The organism is Pedobacter sp. MC2016-14 (genome assembly GCF_020991475.1).
Taxonomy (GTDB): Bacteria; Bacteroidota; Bacteroidia; order Sphingobacteriales; family Sphingobacteriaceae; genus Pedobacter.
Genome location: NZ_JAJMPA010000003.1, coordinates 192,919 through 213,576, shown reverse-complemented (window position 1 = coordinate 213,576; position 20,658 = coordinate 192,919). Strand labels below are relative to the sequence as shown.

Genomic DNA, 20,658 nt, shown 5'->3' with positions numbered 1-20,658 from the left:
CTGAAAATGCCCATTCCAAATGAGAAAAAAATCAATATTTCTTCAAAATAATTAAGCATGCCAGGTAAAATGCGTCTGTAATGCCTTTTTTAAGAATAGAAACCTTAATTAAGGCTATGGCTTTCGCCTTATGGTTACGCACCGTTTTTGCCGAAATACCTAATTGCAAAGCTATTTCATCCGTTTTTTTATCCTCAAAATACAAGAGTTTAAATACCTCCCGGCATTTTTCGGGCAGCAGCTCTATTTCCTGAACCAGCATTTCCAGCACCTCTGCTTTAATAATTTTATTGAGGATGGTCCGGTCTTCCATCTCCAGTTGATTGTGGTAAATCTCCTGCGCCACAGTCTTAACCTTAATTCTTTTCAGGTAATTGAAACAAGCATTGCGACAGCTGATGTATAAGAAGGCTTTTATACTTTGCGCGGTATAATTATCCTGGTCGCCCTTCCATAACCTGATAAAACTATCTGCAACAATATCCTCCGCCTCTGCTTCATCCAAAATCAACCTATTGGAGAAATAGCAAAGGGATTTATAATGAAGGTCAAAAAAATAAGCAAGGGCATTTTCTTCTCTCCTTTTGAATAACTCCAGCCAATAAAATTCATCTTTTTTTATACCTGGCTCCATACCATTCACCCTTTAGGGCACAATATCTGAATATTTTTCAAAATCAACACACAAACCAATCGCATAAATCAAAGATCAACATCTTTTAAACCCGCAACCCTAGAGATAATGAGCATTAATTAATCCTGAAAAGAATATTTGCGGCAGTATATATACCATTCTCCCAAAATTGGTATAGCAATTGTATTTGCCTGGATACATTTACCAAATGCAACTACTGTGAACACAAAATTAGTTACCTCTTACACATTACCATTAAGTAATCAGCTTAATAATACCTCTATTTTATCATTTTTGCAGGGCTTATTACCTGTTTTCGATAAGGAACAATACCTGGAGCAACTTCCTGCCCAAATCAAAAGCCCGGAACTGGCGCCAGAGGCTGAACTTGTAAAAGCATTAAGAGCTGGCGATAGAAAAGCCTATGCATTGCTGTACAAAAATTATTCAGCAGCCCTGTTCGGCATCATTTCCAGAATAGTAAAGTCAGTTGAAGCAGCAGAAGATGTGCAGCAAGAAACTTTTGTCAAAATATTTAAATGCATTAAAGAATATGATCCCGAAAAGGGCAGGTTATTTACCTGGATGGCTAAAATAGCAAGAAATAAATCTATTGATAACCTCAGAAGTAAGACAGAAAGTAACACCATCAAAAATGATGTACTAGAAGATGTCATTTCATCAGTAAACCAGCTGCACCGTATTCACTTTAATATAGAAACCATTGGTATAAAACAGCTCACACAACAACTGCCTGCCCATCAAAAAGAAATTATAGATCTCATCTATTTTGGTGGTTTTACCCATACAGAAGCAGCCGAAGCGCTTAATATACCGCTGGGTACCATTAAAACGCATCTTCGTAATGCCATCATCACCTTACGGAAGTCATTTAACCATCGCAGGTAGGCTTAGGATTAAAATGGCCATCCTCCTACTGCCTCGGGGCTATCTATAATTCCAGGTTTAGCAAAACTTCCTAGACCAAATTTACCCTTGCCCTTTAAATAATCAATGATGCGCTCGTCTACAGCATCTCTTTTGGGCAGTATAGCACCAACATTCAACATCACCAATTTAAGCGCTTCCTCTGCAGATTGGTCTTTTAAAGCATAAGCAGCTTCAATGACAAAAGGTTTTGTAAACACCACGCTATCCCTTAGCCCATCCGGAATTTCGGTAAGGTCAAGGCCTTTTATATTCTTTCTGCTCAATGCAGCATCCCCTTTCATCACATTGCCCTCCAGGTACCAATGTCCAACTCCTTTGGCTTTCTTCTCGGTATAGTTTGCTTTTACAAACTTCCATTCCTTTGCCGTAGCAGGGCCCGGGATATAATAATTATTAACGATGTTGACTTCGGAGCGACCGCCATTAATCTCTACTTCGCCACCGTAACAAGCATTTGCAGATCCCCAGTTAAAGATCACATTGTTTCTATAATCTACTACGGCCAGGGTATCGTGTGCCCTTGCACCATTAAAACGAACCGTTCTGCTGTTTTGATTGGCAATAAGGTTATGGTGATAGCTGGCCTTCTGACCACCCCATACGCCTCCATAAGACCGTTTTCCTTTAGCATGCCCTGCCTGATAAAGGCCTTCGCTAATGATACACCACTGCATCGTGATATTTTTAACGTCGTACATGGCAGCGCATTCTTCGTTAGCCCAGCTAAAAGAGCAATGATCAATCATTACATCATGCGTATTTTCAAGGTCTATGCCATACAAACCAGACGACAGCGTACCTCCGGGCCTCGAACGCAGGTAACGGATAATGATGTTTCCGTGGTTGCCCAAACGTCCGCCACTTGCACCATTGATAATCAATGATTTATTTTTCAAACAAATTCCGTTTCCAGGAGCAGTTTGACCGTCTATAGTCAGGTTAGGCCTGCTGATCTTGATGTTGCTTTTGAGTTCAATAGTTCCCTCAACTTTAAAAATAACAGTTAAAGGCGAAGAAGGATATTTTAGTAAAGCAGCCCTAAAACTTCCTTCCCCATTATCGTTTAAGTTTGTTACCGCAACTGTTTCTCCGCCACGTCCACCAGTAGCATATTTACCAAAACCCTCTGCACCCGAAAAGGCAACAGGCTTTTCAATCGATTGGCCATTCGCTTTAAAAGCACTTAAGTTCAGTAAAAACAGCACATATAGGCCCCAAAAAGATAACTTCATAATAACGTCATTATAATTACAATTGGTAAATATAGAAATTCAGGATCACAAGAGTTGTAAAAAAGAGAATGACCATTTAACCCACATCAAAAATGCCAGAACTTTGGGCATCTCTCGCCGATAAAAATTCCTGATAATCTTGATTGGTCTGATCTGCCAACTGCCTGGCTGTCTCTAATGTTTTATCTTGCCAATGTGATTGCGATTGTCCAAATTTCATGAGCTCATCTATCGTTGCCGAGCCGCTTATTCCCCCGCTCCGTAATTGCGCCGAGGCGGTTAGTACACCCATATCATGAATTACCTGATAGATGTCCCGGTAATTATCACTGATCATTTTAAAAACCAGGGTATCTTTAACGGGTTGCAGTTCCTGTATTAAAAAAGCTTCCGCTCTAAATACAGTAGCAGAAAGCAAAGCTGCCGACATATGCTGCATACGTTTTTGAGTACTAATCACCCTATCCGCCTCCGTTTCCCAATTTGGCTGTTCTATTTTATGGTAAGGTGCCAAAGAAGATGGTAAGCATTGCTTCATTTCCACCAATAAAAACTTTCCTTTTGTATTTGTACTTTTCAACAAAAACAGGTAACGTTTTACCCCCACACTACCCGTACCGGCAAGCCTAAATACTACATCTTTCACCTTATAATTATATGGCCCGTCGCTGCTGGTTTTAATCCATTCTTCCATATGGGCTTTCAATTCCTTTTTTAAAGCCTTATCCAATTTAAAATGCTTCTCATGCTGCAGGGAAAGTGACACCTTATCTTCAGCTATCGCAGTGCGTTTATGAAGGATCTGAGCATAAGTACTTTCTTCTGCATTTTTTAAAAAATCTTTGAGAATTCCTTTTGCCGTTCTGGGGTCAATGTTAATGGCTTTCCCTTCTTTGAGTGTGCTGCTATAACTTTTTATAAAAAGCAGGGCCATATTCATCGCCTGTTCATCACCAATACCCAGCGAATCAAAAGCAATAAAAATACTAGCCAATAGGCGCAACACTTCCCAAAGCGCGGGCGCAAGCGCGGCCTCATCAAAGTCATTCAGGTCAAAATAAACCAATTTATTATCTGCCTTATAACTCCCAAAGTTTTCCAAATGTAAATCGCCACAGATCCATACAGATGGCGATTTGGGAATCTTTAATTTGCTCAACCTGGCATAAAAAATATGACAGGTGCCGCGAAAGAACCGAAAAGCATTTTCTGCCATCGCTTCATACTTAAGCTTCACCATTTCTGGTAACCTATTGGCGTTGAAAGACTTAAGTTGAGCTATAATTTTAGACATAAAATATAATTTGCAGTGTATAACACGGCCTCTTGTTAAATGTTTGGACCCCTATAGCATCGATATTATAAGTTCATTTTTTATTTTAAAAAGAGCGGGGATTTTCAAGGGATGTTCCACCTTTTCAAATTAAAAAAATATACTGACAGTCAGTGATATTTGGAAATTTCCGACATTACCCGGACTTTGAAGCTCCGCTGGGCATCGTCCCTGATCACCGCAAACGCAAAAGTTATCAGTTAGTTGAATTAATCATGGCCTGTTTGAATATGTTTGTCCTTCAACGTGGCTCCCGCAACCAGGCCGACCTTGGCGTGAATGCCATATTTGAATAAAACTATCTCCGCCTTTTCGGCATCCGCATCCCCCTGATGGATACCCCGGGAGTTGGAAAAGCTCAAAGCCATACTGGTTAAACGATTAATGGAGAAGAAAGTAGTGGAGAAATGGAAGTACCTGGGCCGTTCCCTTATCGCTGTTGACGGGACGGGAATCTGCAGTTTTTTAATGTATGAGTAAAAATGAAGCGGATCTATTCGGTGAATTTTCCATTACTTAAAAATTCTCTTAATAGTAATTCCGCTTTGCTTCTATCATTTTCTTTAAATTCAACTTGTCCACCTACTCTTACAAACGATTTGTTCAGATCAGACTTGTAAATTAAGAATTCATCGCTTTCGTCTTTGTAGCTAACAATTAAATATCTTACATTGTTAATAACGATAATTTTGGAACCGTATAAAGTTACTGTCGGTCGCTTATTTAACGTGTATATAATGTTTTTTTTAACTTGATCTAAAGATTTACGTAAGACGTTAACTGTTACTTTCTCTTCAAAAAGACTAATCAAAACGTTATCACTCCGATAAAGTCTTGAAACTGAATCCACTTTCGCAGGAATATGATCAAAATAATCGCCAAAAGCATTTAAATCCTGATAGTTGATTTGCATTATTTTTGCTGGAAGTGGCTGCGTTTTGTACGTGAAGGCATCTTCTGAATTAGTTTGAGCATGTGCAAAACCAACCGTTAACCAAATTACGCTAATACTCACAAATAATATTTTCATTAATTTATTTAATCTCATCTTATTATGGACAATTTATATAAGCTACATTACAACCACCAATGAGAGTTATTGGAAGATATTCATTCATTGTTTGGCCGTTGACAAACAAGTTAATAGCCCCACCAAACACCTCTAAAATAGCTATGATCTAATTTTACTCAAAGGACTTTTTTTGATTTTCTAATTGATAATCGCTTTTGCTGCATGAATGGCTAGCAATTAATAATATACATAAATATATGTAGCGAAAAATAGTTAATGGTTTTTTCATTTAAGTGATAGCGTGTAAGTCGTTAATTTTTCTAAAGATAGTAAATTAAATTCTAAAAATTTATACATAGATAGATCATAAGAATGCCAGCAATGCACCTAAACTAAAGTATTAGTAACTTTTTATCACGGTAAGGATTTTCAAACATTAACTGTCACTTATCAATTTTCGTCAAATAAAAAAGAAACCCCAGATTATTGATCCAGGGTTTTGTTTGAGCAAAAAAATAACGCATTTCGATAGCTTCTTAATTGAACGCATTTGAGAATATTATAATAGCTATTGCCTATGCGCAGATAACTCTTAGATATATACTCATTAAGTTCCCCATTATGCAGTTTCCTAATATTCGCTAAACTTTTCTTTCCGACTCGAAATAGCGTCAGCAAGATCCAGCAAGGCAAATAGAAAATCTGCCAGGCAACCTTCCCAGCTAAACACGCAAAACATTTTGTTCTTATCATCCAGACTGGTGGCAAAGACCCGTATACTAAATTCGCATGAAGTTTTCTGCAATTCAATTTGCCAGGCTTGCCGGGTTCTGGTTTTAAAGTCTACCAACCACAACTCATCTTTCCTGCTGCGCAAAGCATGGGTTTTCACCCAAATATCAAGCATCAGTTGCTCTGGCATCAGTATGCTTTTTACGGTCAACTTTTCGCGTTCTTTAATGAATTGAAAGCAGAAGCCACTGCGTTTGTTCTCATAACAAGCTAAAGCAAATACCGGGGCTTGTTTTAATTTAAAAAGTTTTTTAAGGTTCATCTTATTGAAGTTTAGAGTTAAATATCAAAAAATTTAAAAGGAGAGATTAATGCCGTAATTAGATCTCTCCCTGTGGTTCAATATAGGGTCTGCGGTTGGAAGCTACTATTGCAAAGCAACCCTTTTTGGATCTGCCTTGTATGCAGCCAGCATATCTTCAACGGCTTTTATATATTGCAGGCAGGTACCCTCCCATACAAATACCTGTTTAAAAATATCCGAACCACCTTCTACAACAGGTACAGTTAGTATCGCTTCCTCCCGGTTTAAATGCATTACATTAGTGATTAAAGGACTAGTGGGAACTTACAAGTGGGGCAAGTGCGTTTGGTGTATATGCGATTCCAAATTACTAGAAAATTAAAAATTATGTAAGGTACAAGCAGTTTTAAACGCAATAAGGAGAGATTCTATAGGATAGATCTCTCCTTTTATTTTTTAAAATTTTGTTTTTAAGCGTAGTTGAAATAACTTTATCAACCTGAATATGAAAACAATGGTCACCAATATATCATGAAATCACCAAAATTAACGAATCCAGATTGCGAAATCGTAACCATAAGGATCATCAATACTCCAAGAGCAGTTGTATTTAAAGCGTGGTCAGATCCAGAACATTTAAAAAACTGGTGGGGTCCTTACGGTTTTACAAATACATTTCATGAGTTTGATTTCAGGGAAGGAGGAAAATGGGATTTTACGATGCATGGACCGGAAAAAGGAAACTACATCAATTCTTGTGAATTTACAGCTATTGAAATCCCTTCACTGATTGCATGGAAACGCTATTCACAACCGCTCTTTCGGGTAGTGGTAACTTTTGAAGAAATAAATACCGACTCAACTAAAGTCATTTTCAGGCAAATTTTTGATACCAAGAAAGAATGCAATAAGATAAGGCCTTTTGTAGAGGATAAAAATGAGGAGAATATGGATAAGTTGGAAAAAGAAATCAGTACTTATTTCTTTTAAGCCCTCTAAGGTTCTTTCATCTTTTCAACGACCAATTCTTAACATCACACGGCTTTTGTCTAATTAGGAACTTTTGGCCAGTCACTTTACCAAGTGAGGGCTGTATAACCCTATATTTATTGATCAAATACGGGAGATTTTATTACATTTGAAGATGTCTAAAAACGATCTTATCTTACGCTACGACGGCATTTGTGTTTATGCCACTTCCATTATAAAAGCAAGTGTAGCAGCTAAATTCGTCCTTTTATTCCTTAATCTTTTCGTGCTGGGCATCATTACCATATTCGCTATTGGCCAGATTCCCATTGCAATGCTGGCCTTCATTGTAGTGGAGTTTTTCGTTATTAAGTACACCTTGTGGAATTTATTTGGTGAAGAGCGAATCATAATAAATACTAAATCTTTGAGTTACCAACAGCATTACGGTCTATTTACTACTACTTTCCAAACCCTTGCCATAAACAAAAAGATTTCGGTGTTGGTTTACGAGAAGATAACTGAAAAAAATCAAAACTACGTGAAGTTTGCAGTGGAATCCTATAATGAGAATAACTTATCAGAAGTCATATATCATTCTGTATTACATTTAAATGAATCAAATTTCGAAAAATTAATTCAGCATATAGATCGGTTATTTATTGATGGTGTTATGGATACCTACGAAATGCCAGCAATCCACCTAAACTAAAGCATTAGTAACTTTTTATCACGGTAAGGATTTTCAAACATTAACTGTCTCATATTAATTTTCGTCAAATAAAAAGAAACCCCAGATTATTGATCCAGGGTTTTGTTTGAGCAAAAAAATAATGCATTTCGATAGCTTCTTAATTGAACGCATTTGAATATATTATAATAGCTATAGCCTATGCGCAGATAACTCCTAGATATTTACTCATTAAGTTCCCCATTATGCAGTTTCCTAATATTCGCTAAACTTTTCTTTCCGACTCGAAATAGCGTCAGCAAGATCCAGCAAGGCAAATAGAAAATCTGCCAGGCAACCTTCCCAGCTAAACACGCAAAACATTTTGTTCTTATCATCCAGACTGGTGGCAAAGACCCGTATACTAAATTCGCATGAAGTTTTCTGCAATTCAATTTGCCAGGCTTGCCCGGTTCTGGTTTTAAAGTCTACCAACCACAACTCATCTTTCCTGCTGCGCAAAGCATGGGTTTTCACCCAAATATCAAGCATCAGTTGCTCTGGCATCAGTATGCTTTTTACGGTCAACTTTTCGCGTTCTTTAATGAATTGAAAGCAGAAGCCACTGCGTTTGTTCTCATAACAAGCTAAAGCAAATACCGGGGCTTGTTTTAATTTAAAAAGTTTTTTAAGGTTCATCTTATTGAAGTTTAGAGTTAAATATCAAAAAATTTAAAAGGAGAGATTAATGCTGTAATTAGATCTCTCCCTGTGGTTCAATATAGGGTCTGCGGTTGGAAGCTACTATTGCAAAGCAACCCTTTTCGGATCCGCCTTATATGCAGCCAGCATATCCTCAACGGCTTTTATATATTGCAGGCAGGTACCCTCCCATACAAATACCTGTTTAAAAATATCCGAACCACCTTCTACAACAGGTCCACTCACGTGAGATAGCTTAAATGCAAAGGTCTTTTTGTCGGTTGCCAATTCAAGAAACCATGTATTAGGCCCCCATGAATCCAAATAAAAACTAAGTACAGCCCCTTCCTTACCCTTAAGAACAAGTAGCGAAGCATACAAATAGCCCCAAAGATTTTCTGATTCTTTAATTCCATTGATCCTAAGAAATTTCGTTCCTTTTAAGGTAAAATACGCTTTTCCTTTAGTGTTTAACATGAGTCTTAATTTCAAGCCAGGGGGTAATAATTTCATTCTTTTCATATTTTTTAAGGTTTTAAAAGTTTATAAATAAATACACCTGCAATAACCATGGCTGCTACGCCTATGATCAGCCAAAACGCAGGTGTTTCCGTTTTGGCAATTTTAGTCTGCTCCTGTTTTTTAACTTCCCGCTGTAAAGTTTCCAGGTCCAATTGATTTTCAATCTTAGTTAAGCTATCTTTAACTTTCAAGCCACGCTCAGACTTTTCAGAATGGGTAGTCAAGACTAGCCGTTCCGCTTCACCTTCAAAACCATCTTCCTGGCTAAACTTAAACTTGCCCTTCGGCCAAATCTGCACTACAGCACTGGTACTTGAACTATCCAGTTTCCATTCTAAAAAATGCTGATCTGTGCTTAGTGCATTTCTCTGTTTCAGCTGCATACTATTCGTTGACCTGGAACTTTGTGCTTGCTTTTCCGTTTCAGTGTTCACATTTTTCAAGAGCTTACAGGCTTGCTGTCCTAACATAAGGACCAGGAGCAGTAAACAGCCCATCCACAATTGCTTCCTCATCTCCATTCAGCAAAATGACGGACATGCTTTAAATTTCTCAGCCGCCTGTAAACCCCATCTCCTTCGTTGCTACCGCTCGCGTCCGTATTTCCTTCAATTGTATACAGGTGACTGCCATGCACACGTTCCAGGATCCCGCAGTGTGCGATACGTTTTTTATCGGGAAAATAAAGCCCAAAAACCACTCCTCTTTTAGGCTCCCTAGTTAGCTTACCTTTGCGGAAAAGCGCTGGCGACCAGCCTGTCCTCGGCAAGGTATAACCCGCTTTCATAAAAACAAAACTGATCCATGCGGCACACCAGGGATTTCCCTTCTTTAAACCCACACAGCGCAAATATTCCTCTACCCTTTTGCCGTCATTATTACCTGTTAACTCGCGTACACCAATTTCTCCGGTAGCAAGGGGAATTATATCTAGCACATTGCGATGAGGCACCCAACTGCTGAAAGCAAAAGCACAGCAAATGAGGCAAAATAAAATCCAAGCTTTTGCCATAGTTCCATTTCATTAAAATTAACCGTTAAACTATCTACAGAAGGGAGCTTCAACTCCGTCCAAAACCGCTGTAATAACCACCATGATAGCGGCACTACAACTAAAAACACAATTAAACCTTGCAGGACATACAACCAGCTATCCATTTCTCCTACAAGTGCGTTAGGGTTTTCTACCAACATCCAATTTCTCAGGATGAGCCAGAAGCAGAGTGCCACTCCAGGCAACATCCACATTGCCGATAAACGATCTGCGCCAGCCAATACCCTCTTTAATTCGGCTATCAAACCCGGCCTTTTTAAACTTAAACTTTTCATAATTTTTCCTTTTTTTTTAACGTTTTTAAAATCAGCCGGCTGAAATGGCAGATCAGCCGACTGTTATTTTTAGGCTACAATAGTCACCGCTCCCCCATATTGGGTATCGCTCACTTTTTTGCCATCGGCAGTTTCAAAAATGATGTAGGTATGTACCAAATTTCCTACAAAACTAGATGGCACTATCATTTCGCAATCCAGGTCTTCACGTAAGCCCCCATCATACAGTCTTACAAAGGCATCTTTGGTGGCACTGTATAACAGTAAGATGAACTTGTCTGTAGGATCAGAAGAACCTTTAACTTTAAGTGCATCTGGCCAGGTAAATTTTACCTTTTTACCCGCAATTGCGGTTACTACCAGGTTCGCACCCGCAGTCATCAAGGTTCCCTGGCTAAATTTTAGCTTAGCGTAATCTACCGTAAAATCAGGAGCAACTCCAGTAACTGCATTTTTTAAATTTACCGAAACCGCCTTGTTCATCGGTGTCTGATCCGCTACATTTTGAAAGCCCTTGCTAATCAAATCAGCAATAGACCTCAAAAAGGTAGTCATAATTTTAAACCTTGACTGGATCGCCAGTTCGGCCTGGTTAAACGGACTTGTCCTTTTTTTAGAAAGACTTCTCATGTAGTCTATTCCCCGCCAGCTGGCACCAATTACTGTTCCTATTTTTCCTGAGAATGAGCCCAGGATCCCTTTAATGTACTTTCCCATTTTTTAAAGATTAAGTGTTTATAAATATGTTACTTCATTAAGCCTTATGCCATTGTATCGATTGGCTTAATGTTGAAACAAAAGTATCAGACTAATCAATAAAAAACTAATAATCAACACATTGTATCATTTAATGTCACTTGTTTTCAGATACTGTCACTTATCGTCAGTAAAAAATCAGGATTTCAAATTGAGAGCGTTAATTGTCTATTGTTTATTTAGTAAATACAATACAACTTCCAGTTCAGATCCGGTAACCTCACAAAATTCTCTCGGCGTTACAAGTTGCCTTTGCGATTTTCCAAAGTGTTTCCTCACCTTGGCCAGTAATCTGTGTGCATTGCGTTCACCACATTTCATCAGTTTGGAAACCTGCAGAAATGTAATCTCTAGTCTGTCTATAAAAAATACCTCCTTTCTTTTAGCCACTCTTTGTAGCTGCTCTTAAAAATCTTGAAAGTTAGAACCAGATTAATAAGTCGTTATTTCAAAGATATATCCTGGAAAGAAACATTCCTATAACATTTAAGGACAAAATAGGATTAACTTTTTAGACAGGATAAAGCGTTAACAGGCAAACCATCATAGCTATATAGTTTAGCTTTAGATGGCGTGTAGCTAAAATGCAGTTTAAAGGCCCGTGTAAATGCAGAGATACAAGAATAACCTAAAGCCTCAGAGACATCCTGAAAAGTAAAGCCGTCTATGCAAAGGTTATGCGCCTTTTTCATTCCAACATGTTGAATGTAATCTCCTAAAGTGAAACCAAATTCCATTAAAAAAGACCGGCTTACTGTTTTCGCATGCCTGTTAAATTTAAATGCCATAGTTTCAACAGTAAAACGCTCCCCTGCACCCGTATTGTCATCTATGTAAGCCTTAATGGCTGATACAATTTCGCTATTAGAAAGGTCTGCATTACGAATAGCCAGCGGTTTTATCCTTTTATCAAAACCACGTAATACCTTATTCATTAATACACCCAATTCGGCACGCAATTCAAATTTATATTCTTTTTTATAGTTCAGTATTTTTTTGAGCAATGTATTTTTGGTAGTACTCAATTTATACGTTCCAAAATATTCATAGCTGGCATTTGGCTGGTTTAGCATCCTAATGGTATTCGCCATCTTTGGGTACTGATTTACATGATCAATTAAAAATTCATCAGATAAAACGAAATAATAAAATACCGTCAATTGATCAGAAGCACTAATTACATAGTTACCAGGGAGGAAATGCTTCACCATACAGTGATTGGTTTGCAACACAAAAGTTTCGGTCGTAAGTGGATCAGAAATGGAAAGTTCTCCTTCAAAGACCACAAGAAAAACAAATGAAGGAACATCCACACGTATGCTGGCCGGAACAGGACGCCTAACCTCAAAGCTGACAAATTCTGCGTAATAATCGTCACGTGCACTGTAAACTTGCCTCACCCAAGTCCAGTGCCTATATTGTATGGTCTTTACTGTGGCGTAGTCAATTTTATATTTGTAATTTTCTGGGAGACAGTCTAATTCTTCAACAGATTTTAATACATTGGGGAGCAGCTCAAATTTAAATGGTTCTCTCATGAATAATAGGTTAAAATAGAGGCAAGACCTTACCACACACTATTCCAACTTCACTTTCACGTAAAATACGCCCGTCAAAACCTATATTATTATAAGGTTAACGAATTGTTATCAAATATTCGTACACGAATGCAAAAAAATAAACAAACATCTGCTTTAAGCAGAGAACAATGCCAATTGTTTACCCAAAATAATCAGCAGAGCATTAAATAAGACTCATAGGCAACTTTAAAAGCCAGCTTTTTACATTCAGTATCCAATAAATCAGCAAATTCAAGCCCATTATCTAAATTACAATTTTCTACATTAGGCGGATCTACAACATCCATGTGTTTATTGATTGTTAAATCCAATACTTCCATTTCATAATCTGAAAATTGATCATCGTTGAATGCGAGGGCATCATTAGGCATGTTTTCCGTTTTAAGGCAGTTATAATTTAACCAGGTAATGGGCACCCCTGTTTCTTTAACAGCTATTAAGTTTGCCTTGTGTAGTAATGCAGCAGCTTTATTCAATGATAACCTCTCTACTCGCATTTTAAAATAGACCAGGGTATTAAAAACTTTGTCTTGTGCCAGGCTTAATATCATAGGTTGTATTTTCCTTTTTCTAATGTACACTTATTAATTTCTCTTTCATTATATAAAATTGCAGTAGCAATCAATAGTTCATGAAACCTCTCGTAAAAGCTGACTAAGGAACACCTGTCATCATTATTTAGATTTGAATTTGTACCGGTGAAAGAGGGCTTTAGAAGTTTCCATAGAAAATTATGGCATTCTTCAAGATCATAATCATTAAAAAATTCCGTCAGGACGTTTTCAGAATAAGCTTTGAGTTCCGATTTAATGCCACAAGGGCGAGTGTGTAAATATTGTTCTGTTGTAGTCATTACTTTGCCTTTAGATACTTAAACAAATATAATGAAACGACGTGATGTAAACAAATAAGATGACACAATAATTTGCTAATCTTAGAAATTTGCAAAGTGGTTCAAAGCAAAGAAGAATTTAAAATAAATTTAGGAAAACGTATAGAGCAGTTACGATTGAGAGCTGGCTTTACCCAAGGAAAACTGGGTTCTCTACTGGACGGCAAAGACAGGCAATTTATCAATAGGTACGAAAATGAGGGTGCTAATCCAACTGCGTATATTTTATTGCAGTTATGTGCCGCACTAAATGTAACTATAGATGAACTTTTTGATTTTAGTGGACTGGATAATAAAGTATAATTTTTTCAACATATACCGGCCTAAATATGCTCTACTATGCCTTCTTAATACTCCTTGTTATAATAGCATTAAGTTCCATAATATATGCATGTCACTTAATTCCTAAAATGCTTGGCTTTCCTAAATTTTCAAAATTTACAGTGTGGTTGGTTCCCGTTACTTTATTAATTTTTGTAATATTTGTGATTTTCGAAGATGATTTGTTTTCTAAAAATGACGCAAGGGAACTGCTTTCGAAACAAGGCATGGTGTTGAATGATGAATTTGATTTATTAAATAATAAATCGATGATAGCTCCTGGAGACTATTATCATACATTTACCTTGAAAATTTCCTTGGAAGATAAGCAACGGCTGATAAAAAAGATTACTAGTTCAAATAATTTCAAAAACATAGGTGAGCATCCTGAAGATATTATGGCGAAAACAGATCATTACACCGGCGTCAAGCTCACCCAAAACTACGAAACTGAAAGCCAATTTATCAGCGAATTTTTTGAACCTCGTGGCAAAGGATTCTCGCCAATTTACAGGAAAATAGAAATAGGCAAGAAAGAAGGTTTATTGATCTTTGAGGATATAGACTTCTAAACTTCCAATAGTATTTCTTTAAAAAATAGCGCATTATTGAATGATAAGGGTAACTGAAGCAGATATAATAATTTTCCGAAATTGCTTTTTGCTCCTAATTAACATTAAAAAGACGACAATAATCACACGACCAAAGTCGTCACCTCTCCCAAATATAAACTCTGCGATTGCCTGTTACGATCTACAGACATAAAAGCCACATAAACTTGATAAGTAGCTCCTCTATCGCTTGGTATTTGCAAAAGGTCTTCTCCAGTTTTTCGAAACATACCAGACATGGTATAAACCGGTACCCGATCTACCACATTGTAAGCCAACATCATGATTTGGTCATCCCTGTCTCCGCCTTTCACTTCGGAAGGATCCCAGGTAAATTTAAGTTTATTCTGATCCTGCAACGCAACGGCCATATTTTCTGATAATGGCAAAGTACCATAACTTACATTAGCTTTCGCAGGATTAATCACTAGCTGATCCCCCACAAATTCAAACGCATTTTTAAGTAAATCCGATTTCGCAGCATTATAAGCACCAGAACTCCTGTTAAAAGCAGAAAATCCTTCCTTAACAAAATAAAGTAAGGGCTGAAGCCATTTATGAGCCATCGCAAACTTACCTTGATTTGCCGCCTCTCCAGCAGGTACTCGCCCAGCCTGTTTTTTATAACGTCCTTTTATATAAGGAACTCCATTTCTAGAAGAACCTATAGTATCCCCAACCTTACCTTTATAGGAACCATTTGGTCCATTAATTAATTCTCCCATGCTTATTGAATTATGGATGTAAACAAATATAAGCCATATCCAATACAATCACAAATTAATCACAGGTTAAAGACACATCAATCACAGATCAATCGCAGTAATTCTGTGCGATACATGTGCGATATATGTGCGATTGATGTGTGATATATGTGTGATTGATTAAAATAAGTACTTCACAAAGTTTTTATTGATTTTGATGTTGAGGGGGTATGACACTCTATAAATGCGAGATCACTTTTAAGGATAAAAGTAGCGGATACCAAACAGCCGAAGAAAAACTATTTATTTCAAATTTCATAAGCTGAAATGATAGAACCTGAAAAGATTGCCACACTGATAAAGCAATTTCAAAAAGATTGTAGGTCTAGCATGGCGAAATTCATGGAAAACCTGTAGCAATATAGGGGAATTGCTAAGATCAAATTCAAAATGAAAGCGAAGACTTTTTTCATTTTAAATTTCGTTACACAAACTTACATAAAAAGCGCATTCATAATTCCATCATCGGCTTTTACACATGTAAAAGGTTTATTTGATATTCCTTGGTATTGGGTCGTGAATTTACACTATATTAGAGTAACCAATCCATTAAACTATGAACAGATTTTCGCTGATCTTTTTACCTCTCTTCGCTGCCGGCCTCGCCTGCTTCGCTTTCCTAACGGCTGCAAATGACATCGGGCTCGGTACTTCTTCATTGTCGGATACTATTATCCTGAAGCAGCATTTAACTGCGATAACAAAAACCAGTAAATTCCGCAATCATTCTAATATCGATCAGCTCAATGAAACGGCTGCCTATATTAACAAGGTATTTGCGGGTTATTCCAATACGGTAACCGAGCAGGAATATAAAGTTGATGGCAAAATCTATAAAAACGTGATTTGTTCATTTGGTACTGAGAACAACAAACGCATCATCATTGGCGCGCATTACGACGTCTGTGGCAATCAGGAAGGTGCAGACGACAATGCCAGTGGGGTTGCAGGTATTTTGGAATTAGCGAGGCTATTGAAAGGAAAAAAACTAAATTACAGGATTGATCTTGTAGCTTATACCCTGGAAGAACCGCCCTATTTTAGAACCGAAAACATGGGCAGCTATGTCCATGCAAAATTTTTAATAGACAGCAAGGCTGATGTGTATGGTATGATTTCGCTGGAGATGATTGGATATTTTAGGGATGACAAGGATTCTCAACAATATCCTGTGGGCCTTCTTAAACTCAAATATGGAAATGTGGGCAATTACATTACCCTGGTTAAAAAAATCGGCTCCGGAGATTTTGTGCAAGCTTTCGCTAAGGGCTTTAAATCTACAGATGCGCTGCCTGTAAAAACCTTTGCTGGTCCGGCTTCATTGGCTGGTATAGATTTCTCAGATCATTTAAATTACTGGCAATTTGGCTTTGACGCGCTGATGATTACAGATACCTCTTTTTACCGAAATAAAAACTACCACCAGGCTACGGATAAAATGGAAACGCTGGATTTTAAACGTATGGCCAAAGTTATAGATCAAGTATTTGAAAGCATAGGCGCTTTAGCGCCTACACAAGGATGAGATACAATAGACGGCTATTGCCTGTTTAATATAATATTTTCAATGTGAACTTGAGGTTGATTTTCCTGTACCCCAGTTCCAGTGTACTTGCTTCCATCAGAACTTAAAATTAAATTAAAGGTGTATGCCGACCATTTGAGTACCATTTGATTTCCCGTCACCGTGCCTGTAGCAGGAAAATCACTGGTGAACTGAGAAGTGACAACAAGCGTGCCTTCTATACTAGAGCCTACTGTCCATTTTACGTTTTTTAACTCCAATTGAAAATCACTGTATCCTGTAAAATAAGCGGGACTATACACCCGACCAGTTCCCTTATAATTGGGGAAGTTTGTGGTTGCCGTAAAAAGAAGAGGAGCTCCACGTAACAAAGTCTGGTCAGATTTTGATACGCTTGCTTCTACTTGTTGAATGCCTTGACCGTTGGTGAGCGTAATACTTGCGATACCATTATCGTTTGTTTGACTTTGCTGGCTGCTCAACTGTCCGCCCCCGCTTTTCACTTTCCAATTTACACTGATCCCTCTTAATGGATTTTCATTCTTGTCTTTAACTTTTACTGAAAGCGGATTTGGTAAAGCTTTCCCTTCCTGTGCAGTCTGGTTGTTCCCGCTTACAATTTCCATGCTCTCAGGATAAATTCCTCCATCAAAAGTTGCCGTAAAAGTTTTTGTAAGCGTAGTATTAAATAAGTCGTGTTTGTAGGTAACGTTAAAAGTAAAATCTTTTTTTGTGGTAATGGTTTGGCTGCTTGCTGTTATCTTTAGCTTATCTTCATGTTTGACAACAGAGAATTGTATTGCTGGATCGGACATACCAGATATGGTCAGGTTAGCAGCTGACGCATTTGCTTGGACTTTTTTAGCTAGGGCAGGCAGCTGTAACGAATAAAGCTTATAGCTACCTACTTTTGGAAAATAGCTGAGTACGCGATCAAATTCTGTCTTGATCTTTTTATCATTTTCGAGCATTCTTTTATCATCATCTACCACCTTTCTTAGCAGCTCACTAGCATGGTTCTCATCCTTAGAGGTAATTGTTCTGAATGTTACTGGTAAAACAAAATCCTTCACTGCATCACGCTCAAAAATTAGGGCATCTGAAGTAGCATTGAGCGTAATTGATGTGATTGCTTTTTTTAAGGATACGGCATTAATTGCTATTGCCTGAGTTTCGCGCTCAAGTATAGCTTCTGCAATCCCTTCCAAATTGCCAACTCTTTCGCTGTGTACGAGTGCATATTCCCTTGCAATTACATAAGTTGTGATAGATACCGCGGCAAGTACAGCAGCGTATCCCTTTAATGGAATTGGAGCTACATAAACCGCATATAAGGAAACGGCTGCCGCAGGCGCAGCTGCTTTCGCGATCATAACAGCATAGGCCATTTTGTGGGAGGTTTTAACAAGTTCATCCCCAGCATCTGTCGCCATTACTTTTTTAGCACTCTGCATGGAATAAAGACCGTCACTCTGCTGGTTCTGTGCCTTAATTGCATATGCAAGTTCTAACTTTTGTGCTGCCGAAAGGTCTTTCATTAAATCTTTTATCTGGGCCTGTAGATTTTGCACAAGTTGTACATTTGCAAGTCCGGCGTTGGTCTCGTTAATTTTCAGCAGACTATCTATATTCTTAGTAAGGCCCAATTCAAAACTTTCTATTACAGTTTGTGGATTGGAGATAGGCGTGTAGGCTGTCACTTTCAAAGGAATAGCTGCCTTTAAGCGCATTGAGGGTATAGTTACATCATAATTTCCTGAAGGAATAACCGGAACTGGCCCTCCAAATTGATTATTTTCTATTTTGTAAAGGGTAAACAGTTTACCATTCACTACCGCATTTAGAGTATCTTTCTCGGCAGATACGTTACTTAATGAAAATACCGCCACCTGACCTGGCAATACATCTGATGATGTGGTGCTACCCTCTGCTTGTTGTACGGTTTCTTCTGATTCTGGTTCAACAGACTCTCCTTTTGAGCATGACAATGCACTTATAATAAACACAGTTAGAGAGAATGCAAGTACTTTTTTTGCGTAAAATGTAATCATAGTTATTGTATTGTGGTATTTATCCTGCAAACATATTCCACTGTATTACAGTGGTCAATACCCAATTACGGAGATTTATTAAGTTTAAACCCTAAATAGGTATAAATACCCAATACTAGGTATATTGTATTTCGATACATCGTGGTATTTTCGAAACAAAAAATCAATTGAAAGGGAAAAGCCTAAATGATCGCCTTCTGGAGTGCATAGAAGGAATTGAGAAAGTAGCAGCGCACATGCCGAATACGCTGACTATTCATGATTTGATTAATGGTACTGTAGTATGGATTTCGGAACGGGGCTTGAAAGCCCTGGGCATCAGCGCCAACCAAATTGTTGGCCGGCATATTAAGGAATTTCACCACCTCTATTTTAACCCAAAGGATGCTGAAGATTATGTCCCCAAGATTGTGGCTCTTTTAGAAAGAAATGATGAAGATGAAGTGATTACTTACTTTGAACAGGTGAGGTTAAATGGCAGTCCGGATTTAACCTGGCATATGAGCAGTGTAAAAATCCTGCTAAAAGATGAGCACAATGTACCTATATACGCTATTGCTTCTTCTATTCCAATTGATGCCATGCACCACATGACTGTTAAAGCTTCCCGCTTACTAGAGGAGAATAATTTTCTGCGAAATAATTACCAGACGTTCGCTTTATTGAGTATGCGGGAAAGGGAAATCCTGAAGTTTATGGCTTTAGGTAAATCTTCTGCGGACACTGCCGATGAGTTGTTTATCTCTATTGGAACTGTTGATACACATAGAAAAAATATTAAAAAGAAACTTAAAACCCAGTCTTACTTTCAGCTTTGCATGTATGCGAGGGCGTTTGACTTATACTAACGATTTCTCAATCGGCCTTCATATCGAAAGGACGGCGTGAGACCTGCCGTTGGCATCGGTATGAACAATATAGGAGCATTAAACATTTTAAACAATTGACATGGTTTTATCCTTATCATGAGGATGAAAAAACAATTATTAACACTCGGCCTTCTTGTATTCGCAACTGTTATCCATGCGCAAACTACTGCATCTAAACATAAAAAAGCAGTAAGGACTAACTTTAATGTGCCTATAAGAGATGAATACGGCGACCTGAACCGGGATGGATTACCAGATAAAGTTATTGTGATGATGGACACCAGTCATGTTACGGTACCTTTAAAGCTACAGATATTTTTTGGCCAGCCGGGAGGTAAATTCAAATCGATACTTTCGTCTACCCAGCTCATTGAAGCGCAATATCCTACTGATAAAAAGGGGAAACACAATGGCTTTCAGATTCCAGATTTTAATATTGAGGATGGAAATTTGCAGATGCTATCTGACAGGAAGGATGGAAATGCCATGCATACGTTTAGGTACCAGAACGGGAATTTTGAGTTGATTTATGCCTGGCAGATTAAATATGATGGTAAAAACTCAACAACTGAAAAGATATTTGACCTGGTAACTGGAAAACGATTTTTAAAAACAGAGCCATTGGGCCCGGGCAAGGCTATAACAACAAATAAGCCTAAACAAATTATAAGGCCTTTACCAAAAATCCAGAATTTAAGCGCTGCTGATTTGGAATTTTATTTATAAGGCTTGCCAAAGCATGGCAAGCCTTATAAATAAAATTAACGGTTATAAGCGTCTATGGCCCTCTCCAGCTTTTTGTTTCCGGATTGATTGACAAGATAGCCGCCTAAAAACAGGCCACCTGCTGCTCCTAAAAACATATAATGCTTTACTGGTATTGGTAGATTTGCGGTAAC

27 protein-coding genes are annotated in these 20,658 nt (G+C 38.0%); 9 read left to right on the top strand and 18 right to left on the bottom strand.

Features of this window, described 5'->3' with window-relative positions; translation table 11 throughout:
* Positions 1 to 31: 31 nt before the first annotated feature.
* On the bottom strand, positions 32 to 634 hold the full coding sequence (locus LPB86_RS16285; RefSeq protein WP_230645893.1) for an RNA polymerase sigma-70 factor: 603 nt from the start codon (positions 632 to 634) through the stop codon (positions 32 to 34).
* Positions 635 to 853: 219 nt separating this feature from the next.
* Between LPB86_RS16285 and LPB86_RS16280 the strand changes: the two genes are divergently transcribed.
* Complete coding sequence (locus LPB86_RS16280; RefSeq protein ID WP_230645891.1) at positions 854 to 1,543, top strand: sigma-70 family RNA polymerase sigma factor; 690 nt, start codon at positions 854 to 856, stop codon at positions 1,541 to 1,543.
* An 8-nt stretch (positions 1,544 to 1,551) separates the two neighbouring features.
* Here LPB86_RS16280 and LPB86_RS16275 read toward each other — a convergent pair whose 3' ends face one another.
* Complete coding sequence (locus tag LPB86_RS16275) at positions 1,552 to 2,817, bottom strand: polysaccharide lyase family 1 protein (protein WP_230645889.1); 1,266 nt, start codon at positions 2,815 to 2,817, stop codon at positions 1,552 to 1,554.
* Between the two features lie 76 nt (positions 2,818 to 2,893).
* A complete protein-coding gene (locus LPB86_RS16270) occupies positions 2,894 to 4,111 on the bottom strand; it encodes a DUF2252 domain-containing protein (RefSeq protein WP_230645887.1) in 1,218 nt (405 codons plus the stop codon).
* 387 nt (positions 4,112 to 4,498) lie between these two features.
* Between LPB86_RS16270 and LPB86_RS20875 the strand changes: the two genes are divergently transcribed.
* Positions 4,499 to 4,630 (top strand): hypothetical protein, encoded by a 132-nt coding sequence (locus LPB86_RS20875; protein ID WP_255695566.1) that lies wholly within the window; start codon positions 4,499 to 4,501, stop codon positions 4,628 to 4,630.
* A 13-nt stretch (positions 4,631 to 4,643) separates the two neighbouring features.
* Here the strand turns inward: LPB86_RS20875 and LPB86_RS16265 are convergent, their stop codons facing one another.
* The 3 genes from LPB86_RS16265 to LPB86_RS16255 all read right to left on the bottom strand — a co-directional run bounded on the left by LPB86_RS16265 (position 4,644) and on the right by LPB86_RS16255 (position 6,492).
* A complete protein-coding gene (locus tag LPB86_RS16265; RefSeq protein WP_230645885.1) occupies positions 4,644 to 5,198 on the bottom strand; it encodes a hypothetical protein in 555 nt (184 codons plus the stop codon).
* Between the two features lie 595 nt (positions 5,199 to 5,793).
* On the bottom strand, positions 5,794 to 6,216 hold the full coding sequence (locus LPB86_RS16260; RefSeq protein ID WP_230645883.1) for a hypothetical protein: 423 nt from the start codon (positions 6,214 to 6,216) through the stop codon (positions 5,794 to 5,796).
* 105 nt (positions 6,217 to 6,321) lie between these two features.
* On the bottom strand, positions 6,322 to 6,492 hold the full coding sequence (locus LPB86_RS16255) for a hypothetical protein (RefSeq protein WP_230645881.1): 171 nt from the start codon (positions 6,490 to 6,492) through the stop codon (positions 6,322 to 6,324).
* A gap of 237 nt (positions 6,493 to 6,729) precedes the next feature.
* Here LPB86_RS16255 and LPB86_RS16250 point away from each other — a divergent pair, with 237 nt between their 5' ends.
* Complete coding sequence (locus tag LPB86_RS16250) at positions 6,730 to 7,188, top strand: SRPBCC family protein (protein ID WP_230645880.1); 459 nt, start codon at positions 6,730 to 6,732, stop codon at positions 7,186 to 7,188.
* Positions 7,189 to 7,342: 154 nt separating this feature from the next.
* A complete protein-coding gene (locus LPB86_RS16245; RefSeq protein WP_230645878.1) occupies positions 7,343 to 7,879 on the top strand; it encodes a hypothetical protein in 537 nt (178 codons plus the stop codon).
* A 234-nt stretch (positions 7,880 to 8,113) separates the two neighbouring features.
* Here the strand turns inward: LPB86_RS16245 and LPB86_RS16240 are convergent, their stop codons facing one another.
* The 10 genes from LPB86_RS16240 to LPB86_RS16195 all read right to left on the bottom strand — a co-directional run bounded on the left by LPB86_RS16240 (position 8,114) and on the right by LPB86_RS16195 (position 13,579).
* A complete protein-coding gene (locus LPB86_RS16240; RefSeq protein ID WP_230645876.1) occupies positions 8,114 to 8,536 on the bottom strand; it encodes a hypothetical protein in 423 nt (140 codons plus the stop codon).
* A 105-nt stretch (positions 8,537 to 8,641) separates the two neighbouring features.
* Positions 8,642 to 9,052 (bottom strand): hypothetical protein, encoded by a 411-nt coding sequence (locus tag LPB86_RS16235; RefSeq protein ID WP_230645874.1) that lies wholly within the window; start codon positions 9,050 to 9,052, stop codon positions 8,642 to 8,644.
* A 14-nt stretch (positions 9,053 to 9,066) separates the two neighbouring features.
* Complete coding sequence (locus LPB86_RS16230) at positions 9,067 to 9,576, bottom strand: hypothetical protein (protein ID WP_230645872.1); 510 nt, start codon at positions 9,574 to 9,576, stop codon at positions 9,067 to 9,069.
* Positions 9,573 to 9,998, bottom strand: coding sequence for a peptidoglycan-binding protein (locus LPB86_RS16225; protein ID WP_230645870.1), 426 nt, complete (start codon positions 9,996 to 9,998; stop codon positions 9,573 to 9,575). The genes LPB86_RS16230 and LPB86_RS16225 overlap by 4 nt, the downstream gene beginning before the upstream one ends.
* On the bottom strand, positions 9,992 to 10,390 hold the full coding sequence (locus LPB86_RS16220) for a hypothetical protein (protein ID WP_230645868.1): 399 nt from the start codon (positions 10,388 to 10,390) through the stop codon (positions 9,992 to 9,994). Before LPB86_RS16220 ends, LPB86_RS16225 begins: the two co-directional genes overlap by 7 nt.
* A gap of 69 nt (positions 10,391 to 10,459) precedes the next feature.
* The gene (locus LPB86_RS16215) at positions 10,460 to 11,107 is read right to left on the bottom strand and encodes a DUF6266 family protein (protein WP_230645865.1); all 648 of its coding nucleotides are present in this window, start codon (positions 11,105 to 11,107) and stop codon (positions 10,460 to 10,462) included.
* A gap of 207 nt (positions 11,108 to 11,314) precedes the next feature.
* On the bottom strand, positions 11,315 to 11,536 hold the full coding sequence (locus LPB86_RS16210; RefSeq protein ID WP_230645862.1) for a hypothetical protein: 222 nt from the start codon (positions 11,534 to 11,536) through the stop codon (positions 11,315 to 11,317).
* A gap of 113 nt (positions 11,537 to 11,649) precedes the next feature.
* Entirely contained in the window at positions 11,650 to 12,684 is a 1,035-nt protein-coding gene (locus tag LPB86_RS16205; RefSeq protein ID WP_230645860.1) for an AraC family transcriptional regulator, read from the bottom strand.
* 194 nt (positions 12,685 to 12,878) lie between these two features.
* The gene (locus tag LPB86_RS16200) at positions 12,879 to 13,277 is read right to left on the bottom strand and encodes a hypothetical protein (RefSeq protein WP_230645859.1); all 399 of its coding nucleotides are present in this window, start codon (positions 13,275 to 13,277) and stop codon (positions 12,879 to 12,881) included.
* A complete protein-coding gene (locus tag LPB86_RS16195) occupies positions 13,274 to 13,579 on the bottom strand; it encodes a hypothetical protein (RefSeq protein WP_230645857.1) in 306 nt (101 codons plus the stop codon). The genes LPB86_RS16200 and LPB86_RS16195 overlap by 4 nt, the downstream gene beginning before the upstream one ends.
* A 96-nt stretch (positions 13,580 to 13,675) precedes the next feature.
* Between LPB86_RS16195 and LPB86_RS16190 the strand changes: the two genes are divergently transcribed.
* The gene (locus LPB86_RS16190) at positions 13,676 to 13,921 is read left to right on the top strand and encodes a helix-turn-helix transcriptional regulator (RefSeq protein ID WP_230645855.1); all 246 of its coding nucleotides are present in this window, start codon (positions 13,676 to 13,678) and stop codon (positions 13,919 to 13,921) included.
* Positions 13,922 to 14,028: 107 nt separating this feature from the next.
* The gene (locus LPB86_RS16185) at positions 14,029 to 14,511 is read left to right on the top strand and encodes a hypothetical protein (RefSeq protein ID WP_230645854.1); all 483 of its coding nucleotides are present in this window, start codon (positions 14,029 to 14,031) and stop codon (positions 14,509 to 14,511) included.
* A gap of 122 nt (positions 14,512 to 14,633) precedes the next feature.
* On the opposite strand, the gene LPB86_RS16180 is transcribed toward LPB86_RS16185, so the two are convergent.
* Positions 14,634 to 15,275 carry a DUF6266 family protein gene (locus LPB86_RS16180; protein WP_230645852.1) on the bottom strand — a complete coding sequence of 214 codons (642 nt, stop codon included), beginning with the start codon at positions 15,273 to 15,275 and terminating at the stop codon, positions 14,634 to 14,636.
* Positions 15,276 to 15,870: 595 nt separating this feature from the next.
* Between LPB86_RS16180 and LPB86_RS16175 the strand changes: the two genes are divergently transcribed.
* Positions 15,871 to 16,839 (top strand): M28 family peptidase, encoded by a 969-nt coding sequence (locus tag LPB86_RS16175; protein WP_230645850.1) that lies wholly within the window; start codon positions 15,871 to 15,873, stop codon positions 16,837 to 16,839.
* A 14-nt stretch (positions 16,840 to 16,853) separates the two neighbouring features.
* On the opposite strand, the gene LPB86_RS16170 is transcribed toward LPB86_RS16175, so the two are convergent.
* Complete coding sequence (locus LPB86_RS16170) at positions 16,854 to 18,890, bottom strand: Ig-like domain-containing protein (protein WP_230645848.1); 2,037 nt, start codon at positions 18,888 to 18,890, stop codon at positions 16,854 to 16,856.
* 167 nt (positions 18,891 to 19,057) lie between these two features.
* Between LPB86_RS16170 and LPB86_RS16165 the strand changes: the two genes are divergently transcribed.
* Both LPB86_RS16165 and LPB86_RS16160 read left to right on the top strand, forming a co-directional pair.
* Positions 19,058 to 19,738 carry a PAS and helix-turn-helix domain-containing protein gene (locus tag LPB86_RS16165; protein WP_230645846.1) on the top strand — a complete coding sequence of 227 codons (681 nt, stop codon included), beginning with the start codon at positions 19,058 to 19,060 and terminating at the stop codon, positions 19,736 to 19,738.
* 123 nt (positions 19,739 to 19,861) lie between these two features.
* On the top strand, positions 19,862 to 20,485 hold the full coding sequence (locus LPB86_RS16160; RefSeq protein WP_230645844.1) for a hypothetical protein: 624 nt from the start codon (positions 19,862 to 19,864) through the stop codon (positions 20,483 to 20,485).
* The last annotated feature ends 173 nt before the right edge of the window (positions 20,486 to 20,658 follow it).

Excerpts from the sequence above, each read along its gene's own strand:
- LPB86_RS16175 (WP_230645850.1), top strand. The coding sequence starts at position 15,871 with ATGAACAGATTTTCGCTGATCTTTTTACCTCTCTTCGCTGCCGGCCTC.
- LPB86_RS16205 (WP_230645860.1), bottom strand. The coding sequence starts at position 12,684 with ATGAGAGAACCATTTAAATTTGAGCTGCTCCCCAATGTATTAAAATCT.
- LPB86_RS16215 (WP_230645865.1), bottom strand. The coding sequence starts at position 11,107 with ATGGGAAAGTACATTAAAGGGATCCTGGGCTCATTCTCAGGAAAAATA.
- LPB86_RS16235 (WP_230645874.1), bottom strand. The coding sequence starts at position 9,052 with ATGAAATTATTACCCCCTGGCTTGAAATTAAGACTCATGTTAAACACT.
- LPB86_RS16250 (WP_230645880.1), top strand. The coding sequence starts at position 6,730 with ATGAAATCACCAAAATTAACGAATCCAGATTGCGAAATCGTAACCATA.
- LPB86_RS16200 (WP_230645859.1), bottom strand. The coding sequence starts at position 13,277 with ATGATATTAAGCCTGGCACAAGACAAAGTTTTTAATACCCTGGTCTAT.
- LPB86_RS16255 (WP_230645881.1), bottom strand. The coding sequence starts at position 6,492 with ATGCATTTAAACCGGGAGGAAGCGATACTAACTGTACCTGTTGTAGAA.
- LPB86_RS16245 (WP_230645878.1), top strand. The coding sequence starts at position 7,343 with ATGTCTAAAAACGATCTTATCTTACGCTACGACGGCATTTGTGTTTAT.
- LPB86_RS16260 (WP_230645883.1), bottom strand. The coding sequence starts at position 6,216 with ATGAACCTTAAAAAACTTTTTAAATTAAAACAAGCCCCGGTATTTGCT.
- LPB86_RS16180 (WP_230645852.1), bottom strand. The coding sequence starts at position 15,275 with ATGGGAGAATTAATTAATGGACCAAATGGTTCCTATAAAGGTAAGGTT.
- LPB86_RS16265 (WP_230645885.1), bottom strand. The coding sequence starts at position 5,198 with ATGAGATTAAATAAATTAATGAAAATATTATTTGTGAGTATTAGCGTA.
- LPB86_RS16230 (WP_230645872.1), bottom strand. The coding sequence starts at position 9,576 with ATGAGGAAGCAATTGTGGATGGGCTGTTTACTGCTCCTGGTCCTTATG.
- LPB86_RS16170 (WP_230645848.1), bottom strand. The coding sequence starts at position 18,890 with ATGATTACATTTTACGCAAAAAAAGTACTTGCATTCTCTCTAACTGTG.
- LPB86_RS16240 (WP_230645876.1), bottom strand. The coding sequence starts at position 8,536 with ATGAACCTTAAAAAACTTTTTAAATTAAAACAAGCCCCGGTATTTGCT.
- LPB86_RS16220 (WP_230645868.1), bottom strand. The coding sequence starts at position 10,390 with ATGAAAAGTTTAAGTTTAAAAAGGCCGGGTTTGATAGCCGAATTAAAG.
- LPB86_RS16160 (WP_230645844.1), top strand. The coding sequence starts at position 19,862 with ATGAAAAAACAATTATTAACACTCGGCCTTCTTGTATTCGCAACTGTT.
- LPB86_RS16275 (WP_230645889.1), bottom strand. The coding sequence starts at position 2,817 with ATGAAGTTATCTTTTTGGGGCCTATATGTGCTGTTTTTACTGAACTTA.
- LPB86_RS16195 (WP_230645857.1), bottom strand. The coding sequence starts at position 13,579 with ATGACTACAACAGAACAATATTTACACACTCGCCCTTGTGGCATTAAA.
- LPB86_RS16285 (WP_230645893.1), bottom strand. The coding sequence starts at position 634 with ATGGAGCCAGGTATAAAAAAAGATGAATTTTATTGGCTGGAGTTATTC.
- LPB86_RS16185 (WP_230645854.1), top strand. The coding sequence starts at position 14,029 with ATGCTTGGCTTTCCTAAATTTTCAAAATTTACAGTGTGGTTGGTTCCC.
- LPB86_RS16270 (WP_230645887.1), bottom strand. The coding sequence starts at position 4,111 with ATGTCTAAAATTATAGCTCAACTTAAGTCTTTCAACGCCAATAGGTTA.